At 69.6% G+C, this 14,633-nt stretch carries 18 protein-coding genes; 11 read left to right on the forward strand and 7 right to left on the reverse strand.

The window, feature by feature from the left end; all coding sequences use genetic code 11:
• Positions 1-222 (forward strand): C40 family peptidase (locus ACTMTI_RS29175; RefSeq protein ID WP_441123754.1); only part of this gene is annotated, 222 nt, incomplete at its 5' end.
• A 69-nt stretch (positions 223-291) separates the two neighbouring features.
• On the opposite strand, the gene ACTMTI_RS29180 is transcribed toward ACTMTI_RS29175, so the two are convergent.
• Positions 292-525 carry a cation transporter gene (locus ACTMTI_RS29180; RefSeq protein WP_441123755.1) on the reverse strand — a complete coding sequence of 78 codons (234 nt, stop codon included), beginning with the start codon at positions 523-525 and terminating at the stop codon, positions 292-294.
• A 247-nt stretch (positions 526-772) separates the two neighbouring features.
• Here ACTMTI_RS29180 and ACTMTI_RS29185 point away from each other — a divergent pair, with 247 nt between their 5' ends.
• Positions 773-1,699, forward strand: coding sequence for a LuxR C-terminal-related transcriptional regulator (locus tag ACTMTI_RS29185; protein ID WP_441123756.1), 927 nt, complete (start codon positions 773-775; stop codon positions 1,697-1,699).
• Positions 1,700-1,756: 57 nt separating this feature from the next.
• Positions 1,757-2,386 (forward strand): class I SAM-dependent methyltransferase, encoded by a 630-nt coding sequence (locus ACTMTI_RS29190; protein WP_441123757.1) that lies wholly within the window; start codon positions 1,757-1,759, stop codon positions 2,384-2,386.
• A 199-nt stretch (positions 2,387-2,585) separates the two neighbouring features.
• On the opposite strand, the gene ACTMTI_RS29195 is transcribed toward ACTMTI_RS29190, so the two are convergent.
• Positions 2,586-3,329 (reverse strand): SDR family oxidoreductase, encoded by a 744-nt coding sequence (locus ACTMTI_RS29195; protein WP_441123758.1) that lies wholly within the window; start codon positions 3,327-3,329, stop codon positions 2,586-2,588.
• A gap of 82 nt (positions 3,330-3,411) precedes the next feature.
• Here ACTMTI_RS29195 and ACTMTI_RS29200 point away from each other — a divergent pair, with 82 nt between their 5' ends.
• The gene (locus tag ACTMTI_RS29200; RefSeq protein ID WP_441123759.1) at positions 3,412-3,900 is read left to right on the forward strand and encodes an RrF2 family transcriptional regulator; all 489 of its coding nucleotides are present in this window, start codon (positions 3,412-3,414) and stop codon (positions 3,898-3,900) included.
• Positions 3,901-3,925: 25 nt separating this feature from the next.
• Here the strand turns inward: ACTMTI_RS29200 and ACTMTI_RS29205 are convergent, their stop codons facing one another.
• Positions 3,926-4,687, reverse strand: coding sequence for a FadR/GntR family transcriptional regulator (locus ACTMTI_RS29205; RefSeq protein WP_441123760.1), 762 nt, complete (start codon positions 4,685-4,687; stop codon positions 3,926-3,928).
• 173 nt (positions 4,688-4,860) lie between these two features.
• Between ACTMTI_RS29205 and ACTMTI_RS29210 the strand changes: the two genes are divergently transcribed.
• From ACTMTI_RS29210 to ACTMTI_RS29240, 7 genes are all read left to right on the forward strand, one after another.
• Positions 4,861-6,108, forward strand: a complete 1,248-nt coding sequence (locus ACTMTI_RS29210; protein WP_441123761.1) for an ABC transporter substrate-binding protein — start codon at positions 4,861-4,863, stop codon at positions 6,106-6,108.
• 75 nt (positions 6,109-6,183) lie between these two features.
• Positions 6,184-7,128 carry a carbohydrate ABC transporter permease gene (locus ACTMTI_RS29215; protein WP_441123762.1) on the forward strand — a complete coding sequence of 315 codons (945 nt, stop codon included), beginning with the start codon at positions 6,184-6,186 and terminating at the stop codon, positions 7,126-7,128.
• Positions 7,125-7,940, forward strand: a complete 816-nt coding sequence (locus ACTMTI_RS29220) for a carbohydrate ABC transporter permease (RefSeq protein WP_441123763.1) — start codon at positions 7,125-7,127, stop codon at positions 7,938-7,940. The genes ACTMTI_RS29215 and ACTMTI_RS29220 overlap by 4 nt, the downstream gene beginning before the upstream one ends.
• A 5-nt stretch (positions 7,941-7,945) precedes the next feature.
• Complete coding sequence (gene dgoD / locus ACTMTI_RS29225) at positions 7,946-9,094, forward strand: galactonate dehydratase (protein ID WP_441123764.1); 1,149 nt, start codon at positions 7,946-7,948, stop codon at positions 9,092-9,094.
• Positions 9,088-9,234: a hypothetical protein gene (locus ACTMTI_RS29230; protein WP_441123765.1), complete on the forward strand. Its 147-nt coding sequence runs from the start codon at positions 9,088-9,090 to the stop codon at positions 9,232-9,234. The genes dgoD and ACTMTI_RS29230 overlap by 7 nt, the downstream gene beginning before the upstream one ends.
• Before the next feature lie 50 nt (positions 9,235-9,284).
• Positions 9,285-10,514 (forward strand): D-mannonate dehydratase ManD, encoded by a 1,230-nt coding sequence (gene manD / locus ACTMTI_RS29235; RefSeq protein WP_441123766.1) that lies wholly within the window; start codon positions 9,285-9,287, stop codon positions 10,512-10,514.
• Complete coding sequence (locus ACTMTI_RS29240) at positions 10,504-11,103, forward strand: gluconokinase (RefSeq protein WP_441123767.1); 600 nt, start codon at positions 10,504-10,506, stop codon at positions 11,101-11,103. Before manD ends, ACTMTI_RS29240 begins: the two co-directional genes overlap by 11 nt.
• Positions 11,104-11,151: 48 nt before the next feature.
• Here the strand turns inward: ACTMTI_RS29240 and arfA are convergent, their stop codons facing one another.
• The 4 genes from arfA to ACTMTI_RS29260 all read right to left on the reverse strand — a co-directional run bounded on the left by arfA (position 11,152) and on the right by ACTMTI_RS29260 (position 14,609).
• Positions 11,152-12,687, reverse strand: coding sequence for an arabinosylfuranosidase ArfA (gene arfA, locus ACTMTI_RS29245; RefSeq protein ID WP_441123768.1), 1,536 nt, complete (start codon positions 12,685-12,687; stop codon positions 11,152-11,154).
• A gap of 88 nt (positions 12,688-12,775) precedes the next feature.
• The gene (locus ACTMTI_RS29250) at positions 12,776-13,735 is read right to left on the reverse strand and encodes a sugar kinase (RefSeq protein WP_441123769.1); all 960 of its coding nucleotides are present in this window, start codon (positions 13,733-13,735) and stop codon (positions 12,776-12,778) included.
• A complete protein-coding gene (locus tag ACTMTI_RS29255) occupies positions 13,732-14,403 on the reverse strand; it encodes a bifunctional 4-hydroxy-2-oxoglutarate aldolase/2-dehydro-3-deoxy-phosphogluconate aldolase (RefSeq protein ID WP_441123770.1) in 672 nt (223 codons plus the stop codon). The genes ACTMTI_RS29250 and ACTMTI_RS29255 overlap by 4 nt, the downstream gene beginning before the upstream one ends.
• Positions 14,400-14,609, reverse strand: a complete 210-nt coding sequence (locus tag ACTMTI_RS29260) for a hypothetical protein (RefSeq protein ID WP_441123771.1) — start codon at positions 14,607-14,609, stop codon at positions 14,400-14,402. The genes ACTMTI_RS29255 and ACTMTI_RS29260 overlap by 4 nt, the downstream gene beginning before the upstream one ends.
• Positions 14,610-14,633 lie beyond the last annotated feature (24 nt).

Genomic DNA, 14,633 nt, shown 5'->3' on the forward strand with positions numbered 1-14,633 from the left:
CCCCGCACCACCTGGACCCAATGGAGCTGGGGCGCCGCCCGCCGCGTCCCCCTGGACGCACTGCAACCCGGAGACCTGCTCTTCAGCAAAGGCCTGGGACACATGGGCATGTACGCCGGCAACGGAAAAATGGTCCACGCACCCCAGACCGGAGACGTCGTCAAAGTCGTCGACCTCGACGACTACTGGCGCAACCGCCTGCTCGGCGCAATTCGCCCATGACAGACCCCCTCTACCCGGAGGCATCGCCGGGTCCGCCACCCGACGGCGGCGGATCCGGCTACCGGCAGGTCAAGCGTCCACGACGCCGCAGCCCGCCGCCTCCATGGCCGCCCGGACCCGCCCCTCGTCGACGGGGCCGTCGGTAAGGATGCTCACGCGCGCTTCCGCCGGATCGACGTCCACACCGACGACTCCCGGCACCTGGATGAGCTCCAGCTTGACGGCGGCCAGACAATGCTCGCACGTCGCCGGTGACAGGCCGGTGACGCGGTAGGCGACAAGACTGTACGCAACGGTGATCAACCGGATCCCTCCTTCTCGTTCACGGCGATGGTGTTTCGCCTCACTGGAAGGCATCGTGCTGCACGGCAGGCGACGATGGAGGACAGAAAGGCTTCCGAAGTAGGACATGGCGGAAACCGGAACCTTTTGCCGACAACGGGCCAGATGTGTCAATCTTCACCGTTGACTGACCCAGTTTGGAGGGAGTCCGGTGGACGGCGGGCCGCTTTCCGCGAATGACAGTGTCGCGCGTTCTCTGTACGCCCGCATGCACGAGCGAGGCGAGTCGCTGCCCGAGGCCGCGCAAGAGCTGTGCCTGGCGGCGGCGGACATCGACCGGGCCCGCGACCAGCTCGCCCAGCTCAACCTGCTGAATCCGGAAACGCAGAGCGCCGCCGACGTGACCGCCGCGCTCAACCGAAGCCTGCAAAACAGCCATCGACTGCTCGACAGCCTCGTCGAGCAGCACGTCAGGACGGCCGTGCTGGCCAGGCACTACCTCGACGTGTCCGAACAGGCCGCCGGTCACGCACACGTCGAGTTCTTCGCCTGGCCCGACCGCCGCGAGCACCTGTTCGAGCGCATCGACGAGCTGGCCGAACTGGCCGAGCACGAGGTGCTCGGCATGCACCCCGCCGCCCCGTGGACGCGTGAATCCCTGGAGGCCGGCCTGGCCCGCAGCGCAACGAACCTGCGCAACGGCGTACGAGTGCGTGCCCTGCACGCGCAAATCGCCCTGTCGAATCCCCTGATACGCGAATATCTGGGCCGATGGCGACAGCACAGCATCGAGGTACGGGTGACCCCGATGATCCCCACACGCATGCTCATCTACGACCGCAGGACCGCCGTCGTCCAGGCCGACCCCGAGGACCTGCACGCAGGCAGCATCCTGATCCGCGGCGGCAGCGTGGTGAAATCCCTCGCGGCGATCTACGACTATTGCTGGACGACCGCCTCCGAGCCCGAGGACGTGCCCCGGGCGGCCGACGGTGGCGCACTCACCGAGCAGCAGCGCGCAGTGCTGCGCATGCTGGCCGCCGGTGCGAAGGACTCCGCTATCGCCCGCAGCATGGGCGTCTCCACGCGTACCGTCACCCGTCTGGTGAGCGAGCTGACGGCGATGCTGGGGGCGAACAGCCGCTTCCAGGCGGGCGTGCGGGCGGCACGGCTCGGCTGGCTCGACGCCGGCTGAACGGCAAACGGCCGATCGCGCCTCATCGAGGACGGTCTAGAAGGGTAGGAGAAGGCCATGGCTTCCGCGCCCAGAAGGGAACGGCTGCGCCGATACTGGGATCGTCACGCGGCCTCCTACGACGAGCAGATGGGCTTCTTCGACCGGCGCTTGTTCGGCGACACGCGCCCGTGGATCTGCTCCAAGGCCACCGGCGACGTGCTCGAGGTCGCCATCGGGACCGGCCTCAACCTGCCGTTCTATCCCGAAGGCACCCGCCTGACCGGCATCGAGTGGAGTCCCGCCATGCTGGCCCGTGCCCGGCTACGCGCGGCCGGTCTCGGGCTCGATGTGGACCTGCGGGAAGGCGACGCCCAAGCGCTGGAATTCGACGACGGCAGCTTCGACTCGGTCGTCTGCACGTTCTCACTCTGCTCGATCGCGGACTATCGCAAGGCGATCGACGAGATGATCCGGGTGCTCCGTCCAGGTGGCGCTCTGCTTCTGGCCGACCACGTCGCCGCCTCGCCCTGGGCGGCCCGCGCCGTACAGCGTTTGCTGGAGCTCGTGACCGTCCCGATGGCCGAGGAGCACTTCCTGCGCCGCCCGATCAGCCACGTCCGCGAGCGCGGTCTCACCGTCGAGCAGCACGACCGGTTCAAGCTCGGCATCGTGGAACGGCTCGTCGCCCGGCCTCCAGCCGCATGACGGCCCATGTGTGCGGTGCACTACGACTCTCGAGGTCTCGCATTCACGGGGTGACGGCCGGGCAGCGCGGATCACGCGGACGTCTTGACCGGCGGGGTCCCGCCGCGCCCTCGGCCCTTTCCTCAAAGGAGCTCCACCGAAGTGCGGCGGGATATGGGAGTAGTACAGGCCGGCCCGCGGTGACGTGCGGAAAGCGGCTCTAGCGCTGTCCCGCGAGCCACTCGTCGAAGGTCGTCGGCGCGATGCGGGCGCCGTCGCCGGGCAGCAGCACGTTGCCGGCCATCGACGGCCCGAACAACGCCGACCACGTCGGCACGAGCTTCACCTCTCGCCCGCGCGCCCGGTGGGTGCGCCGGGCCATGTCGACGAGGTCCTGCGGCTCGGGCCCCGCGACGTCCACGTAGCGCCCCCTCGGCTCACCCACCGCGATCTCGGCCAATATGCCCGCCACGTCCGTCGGCGCGATCGGCTGTACGAGCAGCGGTGCGATGGTGGCGACACCGTCCTGCTCGGTCCAGTCCACCACCATCGCGGCGAAATCGTGGAACTGCGTGGCCGGGACGATCGTCCACGGCACCGGTCCGGCGGCTATCAGGCGTTCCTGCTCCCGCTTGCCCGCATAGTGCGGGTTGCCATCGACCTTGCCGATCCCGACGATCGAGAGCAGCACGTGGTGCCTGACGCCGGCCCGCTCCTCGGCAGCGAGCAGGTTGCGCGTGGCGGCGGCGAAATACGCCACCGCCTCGTCCCGACCGGTCGCCGGGCCGTTGGTGACGTCGATGACCGCCTCCACCCCGGTGAGGGCGTCGTCGAGCCCGTCACCGGTCACGAGGTCCACGCCGAGCGAGCGGCTGATGCGTACGACGTCGTGCCCGTCCCGGTCGAGGGCGGCGACGGTCAGGGACCCGATGTTCCCGGTCGCGCCGGCGACTGCGATCCGCATGATGATCTCTCCTTCACTCCGATACGCCCCGACCATATCTCGGACTAAATAGATCCTCAATATCTGCGATATGCTGGACCCCGTGAAGCTGCCTGCGAGCACCGAATGGCTGTTGCACTGCGCCACGACGCTGGCGCAACTCGAGCCTGGAGCCACCGCGGCGGCCGCGCAGCTCGCCGATTACTACGACCTCCCCTCGCCCTATCTCGCCAAGCAGTTGCAGGCGCTCGTCAAGGCCGGGGTGTTGTCGGCGACGACGGGCCCGCGGGGCGGGTTCCGGCTCGGCCGGCCGGCTTCCGAGATCACGCTGCTGCACATCGTGGAGGCGGTCGACGGCGCGTCCTCGCCGTACGAGTGCCGCGAGATCCGCCAGCAGGGGCGGGGCGCGTTGCCGCCGGAGGAGTGCCGGCGCGTCTGCATCCTCGCCGCGAAGATGCGCGAGGCGCACGACGCGTGGCGGCGCAGCCTCGACGGGGTCTCGCTGGCCGACATCCTCGCCGCGCTGCCCCCGGCGGCGCCGGCCCGGACCCGGTCACGGCTGGCGAGCACGACGCGCCCTGCGCCCTCGTAGCTGCATGCGCGAATAACCGGGCGGGTCACGCACCGCCCGGCTCGGCGGCCCGCTCCCACATCGACTTCATCTCGGCGAACCCCTGCTCCATGATCCCCACCATGGCCTCCCGGGCCCGCTCGCCGTCGCGCCGCTGGATCGCCTGGGCCACGTCGGTGTGCAGCTGCAACGCCTGCTCGTCCGGGTAGTGAGGCATCAGGTGGTAGTGGTGACGACCGGCAAGCACCTCGGCGACGATCAGTTGCAGTTTCGCGAACATCTCGTTGCCGGAGGCGTCCAGCACCCGCCGGTGAAAGTCGATGTCCAGGGTGAGGAAACGCGCCTCGTCACCGGCCTTCCCAGCGGCCCACATCCTGGCCGCGAGCCCGACCAACTCGCTCGCCTCGTCGTCGTCGATCCGCTCGGCGGCCAACCAGGCGGCATGCGGCTCGATCGCGGTCCGTAGCTCGGTGATCGAGCGCATCTGCGCCATCCGCCCGTCCGAGGCGAGCCGCCAGCGGATCACCTGCGGATCGAAGACGCTCCACGCCTCGGCGGGCTGGATCATGATTCCGACCCGGCGCCGGGTCTCGATGAGTCCCATGGATGCGAGCACCCGCAGCACCTCGCGGATCACCGAGCGGGAGACCTGATAGCGGTCGACCAGGTCTTCGATGCTCAGGACGGAACCGGCGGCCACGTCGCCGCTGGAGATGGCGGTGCCGAGGTGGTCGAGGACGCGTGCGTGCAGCCCAGCCTCGGCAGGGGCGTGCCGGCTGAGTGGGCCCCCTGGGGAGGACTGATTCACAGCACAAAGCATATCAGTTGGAGGCTTACCCTTGAATAAGTCAGCTTTTTTCTCCTAGCATCCCAGCATTAAGCAGATGTTACGAGAGTGTGGCGCTCTTCCGGGGGGCGGCGGCCATGCCAGAAAGGCGAGATGACGTGCGACGTCGATCGATATCCGGTACATCTCTGGCCGTGGTTGTCGCCATGGGCCTGGCCGCCTGTGGCGGTGGCGGCGACGGCGGCGCGTCCAAGACGGTCCGGGTCACCCTGGCCAACCACGTGTGGACCGAGAACATCAAGCAGGCACTGCCCGAGTTCGAGAAGCAGACCGGGCTCAAGGTCGAGATCACTCAGCTCGGCGAGGACCAGCTCTCCGACCAGTACAACGTCAAGCTGAACGCCGGCTCATCCGACATCGACGTGATGATGTACCGCCCCCTGCAGGAGGGGAGGCTCTTCGCCAAGAACAAGTACCTGGCCGACCTGTCGGCCCAGGTGAAATCCACGACCTGGGACTTCAGCGACTTCCAGGCCGGCCCGGTGGAGGCCACCACGTACGAGGACAAGCCGGTCGGCGTCCCGATCATCACCGAGCAGGAGGTCCTCTACTACCGCAAGGACCTGCTCGCCAAGGCCGGCCTGAGCGCACCGCCGAAGACCCTCGACGAGCTGAAGGCCGCCGCCGCCAAGGTCAAGGCGGCCGACCCGGGCGTCGCCGGCTTCGTCGCCCGTACCGGCAAGTCGGCGGCGGTCACCCAGTTCTCCAGCTTCCTTTACAGCTTCGGCGGCGACTTCGTCGACAGCAGCGGCAAGGCCGCGGTCAACAGCGACGCGGCCAAGCAGGCGTACGCCTACTACGGTGGGCTGATCAAGGACTCCGGCCCGGCGAACGTCAGCACCGACATGGGCTGGCCCGAGGCGATGGCCATCTTCACCCAGGGCAAGGCCGCTTTTTACACCGAGGCGAACTCGCTCTACAAGAACGCCACCGACCCGGCCAAATCCAAGATCTCGGACAAGGTCGGCTTCGCGCCGTTCCCGGCCGGTCCGAGCGGGTCGAAGCCGTACAACATCCCGTCGTGGGCACTGGGCATCAACTCCAGCTCTGAGAACACGGGCAACGCCTGGAAGTTCATCGAGTGGGCCACCAGCAAGGAGCAGACGCTCGCCCAGCAGAAGTCCGGCGTGCCGGGCGCCCGTAGCTCCGTCTGGGCCAACCCGGAGGGCACCTCGACCTTCCCGAAGGACCTGGCGGAGGCGATCGCGGCCAGCACCAAGGCCGGGGTGGGGCATGACCGGCCGCTGGTCGTGAAGGTCGCCGAGGCCCGCGAGATCGTCGGCCAGCCGATCGTTGACGCGATCACCGGCAAGGACGCCGCGGCGGCCGCTGACACGGCCGGCGCAGCGTTCCAGAAGTTCCTGGACGACGAGGCGAAGTAGGCGGCACACGCGGGTGGCGGGATTGCGCGCCCGTCACCCACGTACCCCGCAGGCCCGCCCACCCCTGGAGACCTCATGGCAACGATCACTACCACCAAGACGCCGCGCAGCGCCCCCGCCGCCCCCGATACGCCCGGCTGGGTGCGCTGGGTCAATGACCACCGCAAATGGCTCTTCGCCGCGCCCGCGATGACCTTCGTTGCCGCGCTGCTCGTGTTCCCACTGGCCTGGACCGGCTACCTCAGCCTGACCGACGCCGAGGGATCCGTCCGCGCGGAGAGCGAGTTCGTGGGCTTCCAGAACTACCTCGACGTCCTCTCGGACACCGACCGGTTCTGGCCCGCCGTCGGGCGGACCGCCACGTTCACCGTCGTGGCGCTGCTGTTCGAGGTGGTCCTCGGGATGGCGATCGCGCTGCTGCTCTGGCGGCCGTTCAAAGGGCAGAGATGGGTCCGGGTCGCCATCCTGATGCCGCTCGTCGCCACCCCGGTCGCGGTCGGCATGATGTGGCGGCTCATCTTCGACCCGAACATCGGCCTGGCCAACCAGGTCCTCGGCTGGGTCGGCATCGGGCCGCAGCCGTGGCTCGCCGGCCAGCACTCGGCCCTGCCCACCACGATCTTCATCGACGTGTGGCAGTGGACGCCGATGGTGGTGCTGATCCTGCTCGCCGGGCTCACCTCGCTGTCGGAGGAGCCGCAGGAGGCGGCGCGCATCGACGGCGCCAGCACCTGGCAGCGTTTCCGGCACGTCACCCTGCCGCTGCTGATGCCCACGCTGACCGTGGCGATCCTGCTGCGCGGCATCGACGCGCTGAAGACCTTCGACATCCTCTACGCCACCAAGGGCCGCGGTGGCGGTTCGTTCCACGAGGTGGAGACCCTCAACGTGTACGCCTACGGCCTCAGCTTCGATTACAACGAGTACGGCGTCTCCTCCACCGTTCTCATCCTCTTCTTCCTGATCATCATCGGGGCGATGTGGGCCCTGACCGCCCGGCGCAAGGAGACGCAGCGATGAAGCCCCGGCCCGCATACCAGGTGTTCCGGGTGGTGGCCCTCACCTTCGTGGTGCTCGCACTGCTGGCGCCGCTGCTCTGGATGATCGCCGCGTCGTTCAAGACCAACGTCGACATCTACGACCCGGGCAAGGCGCTGGTCTTCTCGCTCACCATGGACAACTACGCCAAGGTGCTCCAGCAGGCGAACTACGTCGAGTTCATCGTCAACAGCCTCTGGGTGGCGTTCGCCGCCACCGTGGCGTCGCTGATCCTCGGCCTGCCGGCCGCGTACTCGATGAGCCGGTTCAACATGAAGAAGTCCGCGCTGGTGGTGCTGATGGCCCGGGTCATCCCCGGCGTCTCGCTCCTGGTGCCCTGGTACTACGTCTTCTCCAACCTGAAGATGGTCGGGGGCTTCGGGGTGCTGATCATCAGCCACATGTTCGTCTCGCTGCCGCTGGTGGTCTACATCATGATGGGCTACTTCGACAGCCTGCCCGAGGAGTTGGAGGAGGCGGCACTGGTCGACGGGCTGACCCACATCGGCGCGTTCCGACGCATCACCCTGCCACTGTCCGTACCGGGCATCGCCACCGCCGGCATCCTGTCCTTCATCTTCTCCTGGAACAACTTCATGTTCGCGCTCGTGCTCTCTGACGCGGACACCAAGACCCTGCCCGTGGCGATCTTCGACTTCGTCGGCTACGCCAGCATCGACTGGGGCGGCCTGATGGCCGCGACCACCGTGGTCACCCTGCCGATCATGCTGATCGCCCTGTTCGTGCAGAAGTACGTGGTCTCCGGCCTCACCGCCGGCGCGACAAAGGGCTGACCGGCATGACGACCATCGCGCGCATAGAGACCTTTCTCGTCGCCCCCCGTTGGCTCTTCGTCCGGGTGGAGACCGGCTCCGGGATCGTCGGCTGGGGTGAGGCCACCTGCGAAGGGCGCTCCGAGACCGTCCGCGCCGCCGTGCACCAACTCGCGGAACTGCTGATCGGCCGGGACGCGCTGCGCATCGAGGACCACTGGCAGGTGCTGACCAAGGGCTCGTTCTACCGGGGCGGTCCGATCCTGGCGAGTGCCGTGGCGGGCCTCGACCAGGCCCTCTGGGACATCGCCGGCAAGCATTTCGGCGCCCCGGTACACCAACTGCTCGGCGGTCCGGTCCGGGACCGGATCCGGGTGTACGGCTGGGTCGGCGGCGACGAGCCCAGCGAGGTCCGCGACCACATCGCCGCCCAGGTCGAGGCCGGGCTCACCGCGGTGAAGATGAACGCCTCCGGCAGGATGAGCCCGGTCGCCTCAGTCGCCGAGCTGAACGGCGTGGTCGCCCGGGTGGCCGCCGCCCGCGAGGTGCTCGGCGACGACCGCGACGTCGCCGTCGACTTGCACGGGCGGTTCACCCTCGCCAACGCTCGCCGGGTGGCGCCGCTGCTGGAGCCGTATCGGCCCCTGTTCCTGGAGGAGCCGGTCGTCCCGGAGAACTCGCACCTCATCGGCGAGTTCGTCCGCTCGACCACCATCCCGGTGTCGACGGGCGAGCGGCTCTACAGCCGGCAGGAGTTCCTGCCCGTCTTCCAAGCCGGCATCGCGGTCGCCCAGCCGGACCTCTCGCACGCCGGCGGCATCACCGAAGTACGCAAGATCGCCGCGCTCGCCGAGGTGTACGACGTGCAACTCGCCCCGCACTGCCCGCTCGGCCCGATCGCCCTCGCGGCCTGCCTGCAGGTCGGCTTCGTCACGCCGAACTACCTGATCCAGGAACAGAGCATCGGCATCCACTACAACCATGGTGCCGACGTGCTCGACTACTGCCTCGACAAGACCCCGTTGACTTTCGTGGACGGACACGTCGAGCGGCTTACCGCGCCCGGCCTGGGGATCGAGGTCGACGAACAGGCGGTCCGCTCCGCCGGCAAAAGGGAACACGCCTGGCGCAGCCCCATCTGGCGGCACCGGGACGGTTCCTACGCGGAATGGTGACCATGACCCTCGGCCTCATCGCCACCACCCGGTTCCCAGGGATCATCCGCGACACCGGCACCGCTGCCGCCATCGCCACCGACGGCGACCTGGACGCCCGGCGGGAGCGGGCCCGCACCTACCTGGCCGCGGCGTCATGAACCCCGGTCAGCCCGATGACGCTCGCACCACCCGTGAGAAAGGCACCCACGTGAAGATCATCGCAGCGGACGTCATCGTCGCCAGCCCCGACCGCAACTTCGTCACCCTGAAGATCACGACGGACGAGGGGATCACCGGGCTGGGCGACGGCACCCTCAACGGGCGGGAGCTGTCGGTCGCGTCGTACCTGGCCGACCACGTTGTCCCCTTGCTGATCGGGCGGGACCCGCATCGCATCGAGGACACCTGGCAGTTCCTCTACCGCTCGGCGTACTGGCGGCGAGGGCCCGTCACCATGGCCGCCATCGCGGCCGTGGACGTGGCGCTGTGGGACATCAAGGCCAAGGCCGCCGGAATGCCGCTCTACCAGCTGCTCGGCGGAGCCTCCCGGAACGGGATCATGGCGTACGGGCACGCCTCGGGCCGGGACCTGCCCGAGCTGTTCGACTCGATCCGCCGGCACCTGGAGATGGGTTACCGGTCGATCCGGGTGCAGACCTCCGTACCGGGCATCAACGCCGTGTACGGCGTGGCCGCCCAGCCCAGCGTCGACGGCAAGCGGTACGACTACGAGCCGGCCCAGCGCACCGCGCTGCCCGCCGAAGAGGACTGGGACACCCGCGCCTACCTGCGCCACCTGCCCGGCGTCTTCGAGGCGGTGCGCAACGAGTTCGGCCCCGAGCTGCCGCTGTTGCACGACGGGCACCATCGAATGACCCCCATCCAGGCCGCCAAGCTCGGCAAGGCCCTCGAGCCGTACGACCTGTTCTGGCTGGAGGATTGCACGCCGGCGGAAAACCAGGAGGCGCTGCGCCTCGTTCGCCGGCACACCACCACCCCGCTGGCCATCGGCGAGGTCTTCAACACCGTGTGGGACTACCAGACTCTGATCCGCGAACAGCTCATCGACTACGTCCGCTCCGCCGTCACCCACACCGGGGGGATCACGGCCATGCGGAAGATACTCGACTACGCCGCTCAGTACCAGATCAAGTCCGGCATCCACGGCCCGACCGACATCTCGCCGGTCGGCATGGCCGCCGCCCTGCACCTGGACCTGGCGATCCACAACTTCGGTATCCAGGAGTACATGCAGCACGGCCCGGCGACCAACGAAGTGTTCCAGCAGTCGTTCAGCTTCGCCGACGGCTACCTGCACCCCGGTGAGCTGCCGGGGCTCGGCGTGGAGCTCGACGAGAAGGCCGCGGCGCGCTTTCCGTACCTACCGGCGTACCTGCCGTTCAACCGGCTCAAGGACGGGACCGTCCATGACTGGTGAGCCACGGCCCACCCGGCACATCGTCGTCATGGGCGTGTCGGGCGCGGGCAAGACGACCGTGGCCCGCGGGATCAGCGAGCTGACCGGGCTGCGGTTCGCCGAGGCGGACGAGTTCCACCCAGCGGCGAACGTGGCGCGGATGCGCGCCGGCATCCCGCTGGACGACGCGGACCGCTGGCCGTGGCTGCGTGACCTGGCCTCCTGGATGGCCGCCCGGCACGTCGAAGGCGTCTCCACAGTGCTGGCCTGCTCGGCGCTCAAGCGCTCCTACCGGGACGTGCTACGACAGGGCCCGCCTGACGTGGAGTTCGTCCACCTCAACGGGTCTGCGAAGCTGATCCGGGACCGGATGGCCCGCCGCACCGGCCACTACATGCCGGCCGGCCTGCTCGACTCGCAACGGGCGATCCTGGAGCACCTCGACCTGGAGGAGTCCGGGATGGTGCTGGAGGTGGCGCTGCCGCCGGACGAGCTGGTGGCGGCCGTGGTCGCCCGGCTCGGCCTGCCGCCGGCCACCCTCCCGGCGACGGGCCGCTCCGGGTGGCGTGCCCGGTCCGGTCTCAGTCAGCCGGGCGGCGCGTCCGGGTAGATCCTCGGTGCCGGCGCCCGCTGGTGGACGTCATCCGCTGCCCACCGCTCACGGTGCGTCAGTTCTGCGAGGCGTCAGACGGATCATGTTCCAGGACATCGGCTCGAGTTCGGTACGGAGCACTCCTCCGCTGACGGTGGTACCGGTGGCCGGACGGGGCGCGACGCGTTCGGGGTGCTCGAGGCTGTTACCGGCGTCGGGATCGGTGTCGGCCAGAACCAGGTGCTCCACCAGGGTGTGGGCGTCGGTCCCCCGCAGGTCGATCTCCAGCGGCAGGGCGGCGGCCCGGTCGCGGTTCACGGCGAAGACGGTCACGGCGCCGGTCCCGTCATCGGTGACGGCCGTGGAGTGCAGCAGCGGCACCTCGCCGAACCGAGCGGTCGCGTACGTGGGACTGTCGGCCTCGACGCGCAGCACCCGGCCACGTCCGTACCGGGATGCCTGGGCGAAGGGGAAGAAGGTGGTCTGCCGCCACGCGGCGCCGCCCGGCTCGGTCATGATCGGCGCGATGACGTTGACGAGCTGGGCGAGCGAGGCGGAGGTGACCCGGTCGGCGTGGCGCAGCAGGGTGATGAGCAGCGAGCCGAAGACGACGGCGTCGGTGACGGTGTAGACGTCCTCCAGCAGGCGTGGCGCCTGCTGCCAGTCCTCCACGTGGTGCGGGTTGGGCCGCTTCTGGTACCAGACGTTCCACTCGTCGAAGGAGAGGTTGATCCGCTTCTCCCGCTTCAGCCGGGCGCGGACGTGGTCGCAGGTGGCCACGACCGACTCGATGAAGTGCTCCATGTCGACGGCGGAGGCGAGGAAGGAGTCGCGATCGCCGTCGATCTCCTCGTAGTAGGCGTGCAGGGAGACGTAGTCGACGAGGTCGTAGGTGTGCTCCAGGACGGTGGACTCCCAGGCCGCGAAGGTGTCCATGCCCGAGCCGGAGCTACCGCAGGCGACGAGCTCCAGGTCGGGCTGGATCATCCTCATGGCGCGGGCGGTCTCGGCGGCGAGCCGCCCGTATTCCTCCGCTGTCTTGTGGCCGATCTGCCAGGCGCCGTCCATCTCGTTGCCGAGGCACCACATGCGGATGCCGTACGGTTCCTTGCCGCCGTGGGCGATGCGGCGATCGGACAGCTCGGTGCCTGCCGCGTGGTTGCAGTACTCCAGGAGCCGGACGGCGTCCTCGACGCCGCGGGTGCCGAGGTTGACGGCCATCATGGGCTCCGTGCCGGTCTCGGCGCAGAAATCCATGAACTCGCCGAGGCCGAACTCGTTGGTTTCGGTGCTGCGCCAGGCGAGGTCCAGCCGGACCGGCCGCTGTTCGCGCGGTCCGACGGTGTCCTCCCACCGGTATCCGGAGACGAAGTTGCCGCCCGGGTAGCGCACGGTGGTCACGCCCAGCTCCCGGATCAGCGCGAGGACGTCCTGGCGCAGGCCGTCGGCGCCCGCGGCCGAATGGCCGGGTTCGTATATGCCGGTGTAGACGCAGCGGCCCAGGTGCTCGACGAACGATCCGTACAGGCGGGGCTGGACCGTGCCGACTCCGAAGGCGGTGTCGAGGACGAGACGGGAGGGGGCGGTCCTCGGAGCAGACATGACTACCTTTCCTGGCGTGTGATGGTGAGTGACGGGCATCGTGGTGGCGCGGTCGGCGGATGACGTCGTCGTACGGGTGGTGGCGCTGTCAGCGGATGACGTCGTCGTAATGGTCGAGCAGCTGCAACTCGGCACGCCGAGGGAGCCCCTCCCAGTCGCCGGTGGTGCTGACCGCGAAGGCGCCGAGCACCGCGGCCGTCCTCAGCCGCCGCTCCGGCGGCTCGCCCGCGAGCAGTTCGGCCAGGTAACCGGCGGCGAACGCGTCTCCCGCCCCCACAGAGTCGTGGGTGCGGACGGGCACGGCGGGCTGCCGGTACGGCACCCCGTCGAGGAGGGCGAATGCCCCCTCGCCTCCCAGCTTGATCACGGCCCCGCCCGGCCCGAGGCCGCAGATGCCCTTGGCGAGCTCCTCCGGGCCGTGGGCGTCGGGGACGACCAGCCGGGCCTCGTGCGCTCCGGCGAACACTAGGTCGGCCATGCGCAGCAGGGGTAGCAGGCCGCGCGCGGCCTCCGCCTCTGTCCACAGCAGCGAACGGAAGTTGATGTCCAGGGAGACCGGCACTCCGGCGGCGACAGCGATCTCCACCGCGTGGCGGACGGCCCGTGCGGGGCCGTCGCCCAGGGCCGGTGTGATGCCGGTGATGTGCAGGACCGCCGCCCCGGCGACGACGTGCTCGGGGATGTCCCGATCGCACAGCCGGGTACCGGCGGTGTGGGTGCGGTAGTAGCGCGTACGGGTGTGCGTGGTGGTGCGTCGTTCCTTCAGCAGCAGCGAGGTGGGGCCGGAGTCCCGCGCCGCGAGCACGGTGACACCCTCCGCCCGCAGCTCGCGCAGGGTGAGTTCGCCGAGTTCGTCCTCGCTGACCCGGCCGATCCAGATGGCGGAGCCGCCGAGCCGGCTGACCCCGACGGCGACGTTCGACTCCGCTCCGGCGAGCCCGAGGCGCATCCGCGCGCCCAAGGCCGGCGGACCGGGTTCCGATGCGGACAGGACCGCGAGGACTTCGCCGACCGTCACCAGGTAGCCGTTCTTCGCGGGGGTGTTCACCGGCCTGCCTCCTCGGCGTGACCGGTGGCCGTGACCGCTTCCAGCAATGCGCGCGCCCTTTCGGTGAGCAAGTCCAGGTTCTCAGGTGTGGGGTTCCGGTCCACTCCGCGCAGCAGCGGGGAGCCGATGCCCACGGCGTGGGCACCCGCGTCGGTGTAGTCGCGCGCCTGGTCGATGCCGACTCCGCCGACGGCGATGAGCGGGACGTCCGGCAAGGGGGCCAGCAGTTGCCGCAGGTAGGCCGGGCCGCCGGTCACAGCCGGGAAGAGCTTCACGGCGGCGGCGCCCGCTCGCCGGCCCGCGGACACCTCGGTCGGCGTCCAGGCGCCCGGATAGCACGGAATGCCGCCTTCCGCGGCGGTGCGGACGACGTCGGTGTCCACCACCGGGGCCACCAGGAACTCGGCGCCGGCGGCAAGCGCGTCCCGTGCCTGCACGGTGGTGACCACGGTGCCGGCGCCCACCGCCACCTCCGGGCCGAGCTCGTCCCGGACGACAGCCAGCGCGTCGAGGGCGCCCGAGGTCGTGAGGGTGATCTCGAGGCAGGTGATGCCGCCGGCCGCGAGCGCCCGGGCCACCGCGGGCAGCCCGGCAGCGTCGGGCGAGCGCAGGATGGCCATGACCCGGGTCCGGCTCAGCTGCGGGGTGATGGCAGGACGAGCCGTCACGAGTGTGCCTCTCGTCCGGAGAAGCTCGTGCCGGCCGGGACCCCGGCTGGGATGGGGTGCACCACCAGCCGGTCGGTGGCCTCGGGCGGGTCGTCCGCGATCGCGGCGCCGGCCACCGTGCTGAGCGGCGAGTACGCCGCGGCGGTCGCGCCCGCGACCCGGACGAGGGTGCGCCGGGCCGGCCCGATGCCGTGAGGGTCGGTCACTGGAAGGGTTTCCTTCTGGGGGTG

It is taken from the genome of Nonomuraea sp. H19, assembly GCF_052068215.1.
In the GTDB taxonomy this organism is placed as follows: domain Bacteria; phylum Actinomycetota; class Actinomycetes; order Streptosporangiales; family Streptosporangiaceae; genus Nonomuraea.

What these genes read in the sequence shown, in the direction of transcription:
- ACTMTI_RS29220 (WP_441123763.1), top strand. Translation starts at nt 7,125, where the DNA reads ATGAAGCCCCGGCCCGCATACCAGGTGTTCCGGGTGGTGGCCCTCACC.
- ACTMTI_RS29240 (WP_441123767.1), top strand. Translation starts at nt 10,504, where the DNA reads ATGACTGGTGAGCCACGGCCCACCCGGCACATCGTCGTCATGGGCGTG.
- ACTMTI_RS29185 (WP_441123756.1), top strand. Translation starts at nt 773, where the DNA reads ATGCACGAGCGAGGCGAGTCGCTGCCCGAGGCCGCGCAAGAGCTGTGC.
- ACTMTI_RS29195 (WP_441123758.1), bottom strand. Translation starts at nt 3,329, where the DNA reads ATGCGGATCGCAGTCGCCGGCGCGACCGGGAACATCGGGTCCCTGACC.
- dgoD (WP_441123764.1), top strand. Translation starts at nt 7,946, where the DNA reads ATGACGACCATCGCGCGCATAGAGACCTTTCTCGTCGCCCCCCGTTGG.
- arfA (WP_441123768.1), bottom strand. Translation starts at nt 12,687, where the DNA reads ATGTCTGCTCCGAGGACCGCCCCCTCCCGTCTCGTCCTCGACACCGCC.
- ACTMTI_RS29215 (WP_441123762.1), top strand. Translation starts at nt 6,184, where the DNA reads ATGGCAACGATCACTACCACCAAGACGCCGCGCAGCGCCCCCGCCGCC.
- ACTMTI_RS29190 (WP_441123757.1), top strand. Translation starts at nt 1,757, where the DNA reads ATGGCTTCCGCGCCCAGAAGGGAACGGCTGCGCCGATACTGGGATCGT.
- ACTMTI_RS29230 (WP_441123765.1), top strand. Translation starts at nt 9,088, where the DNA reads ATGGTGACCATGACCCTCGGCCTCATCGCCACCACCCGGTTCCCAGGG.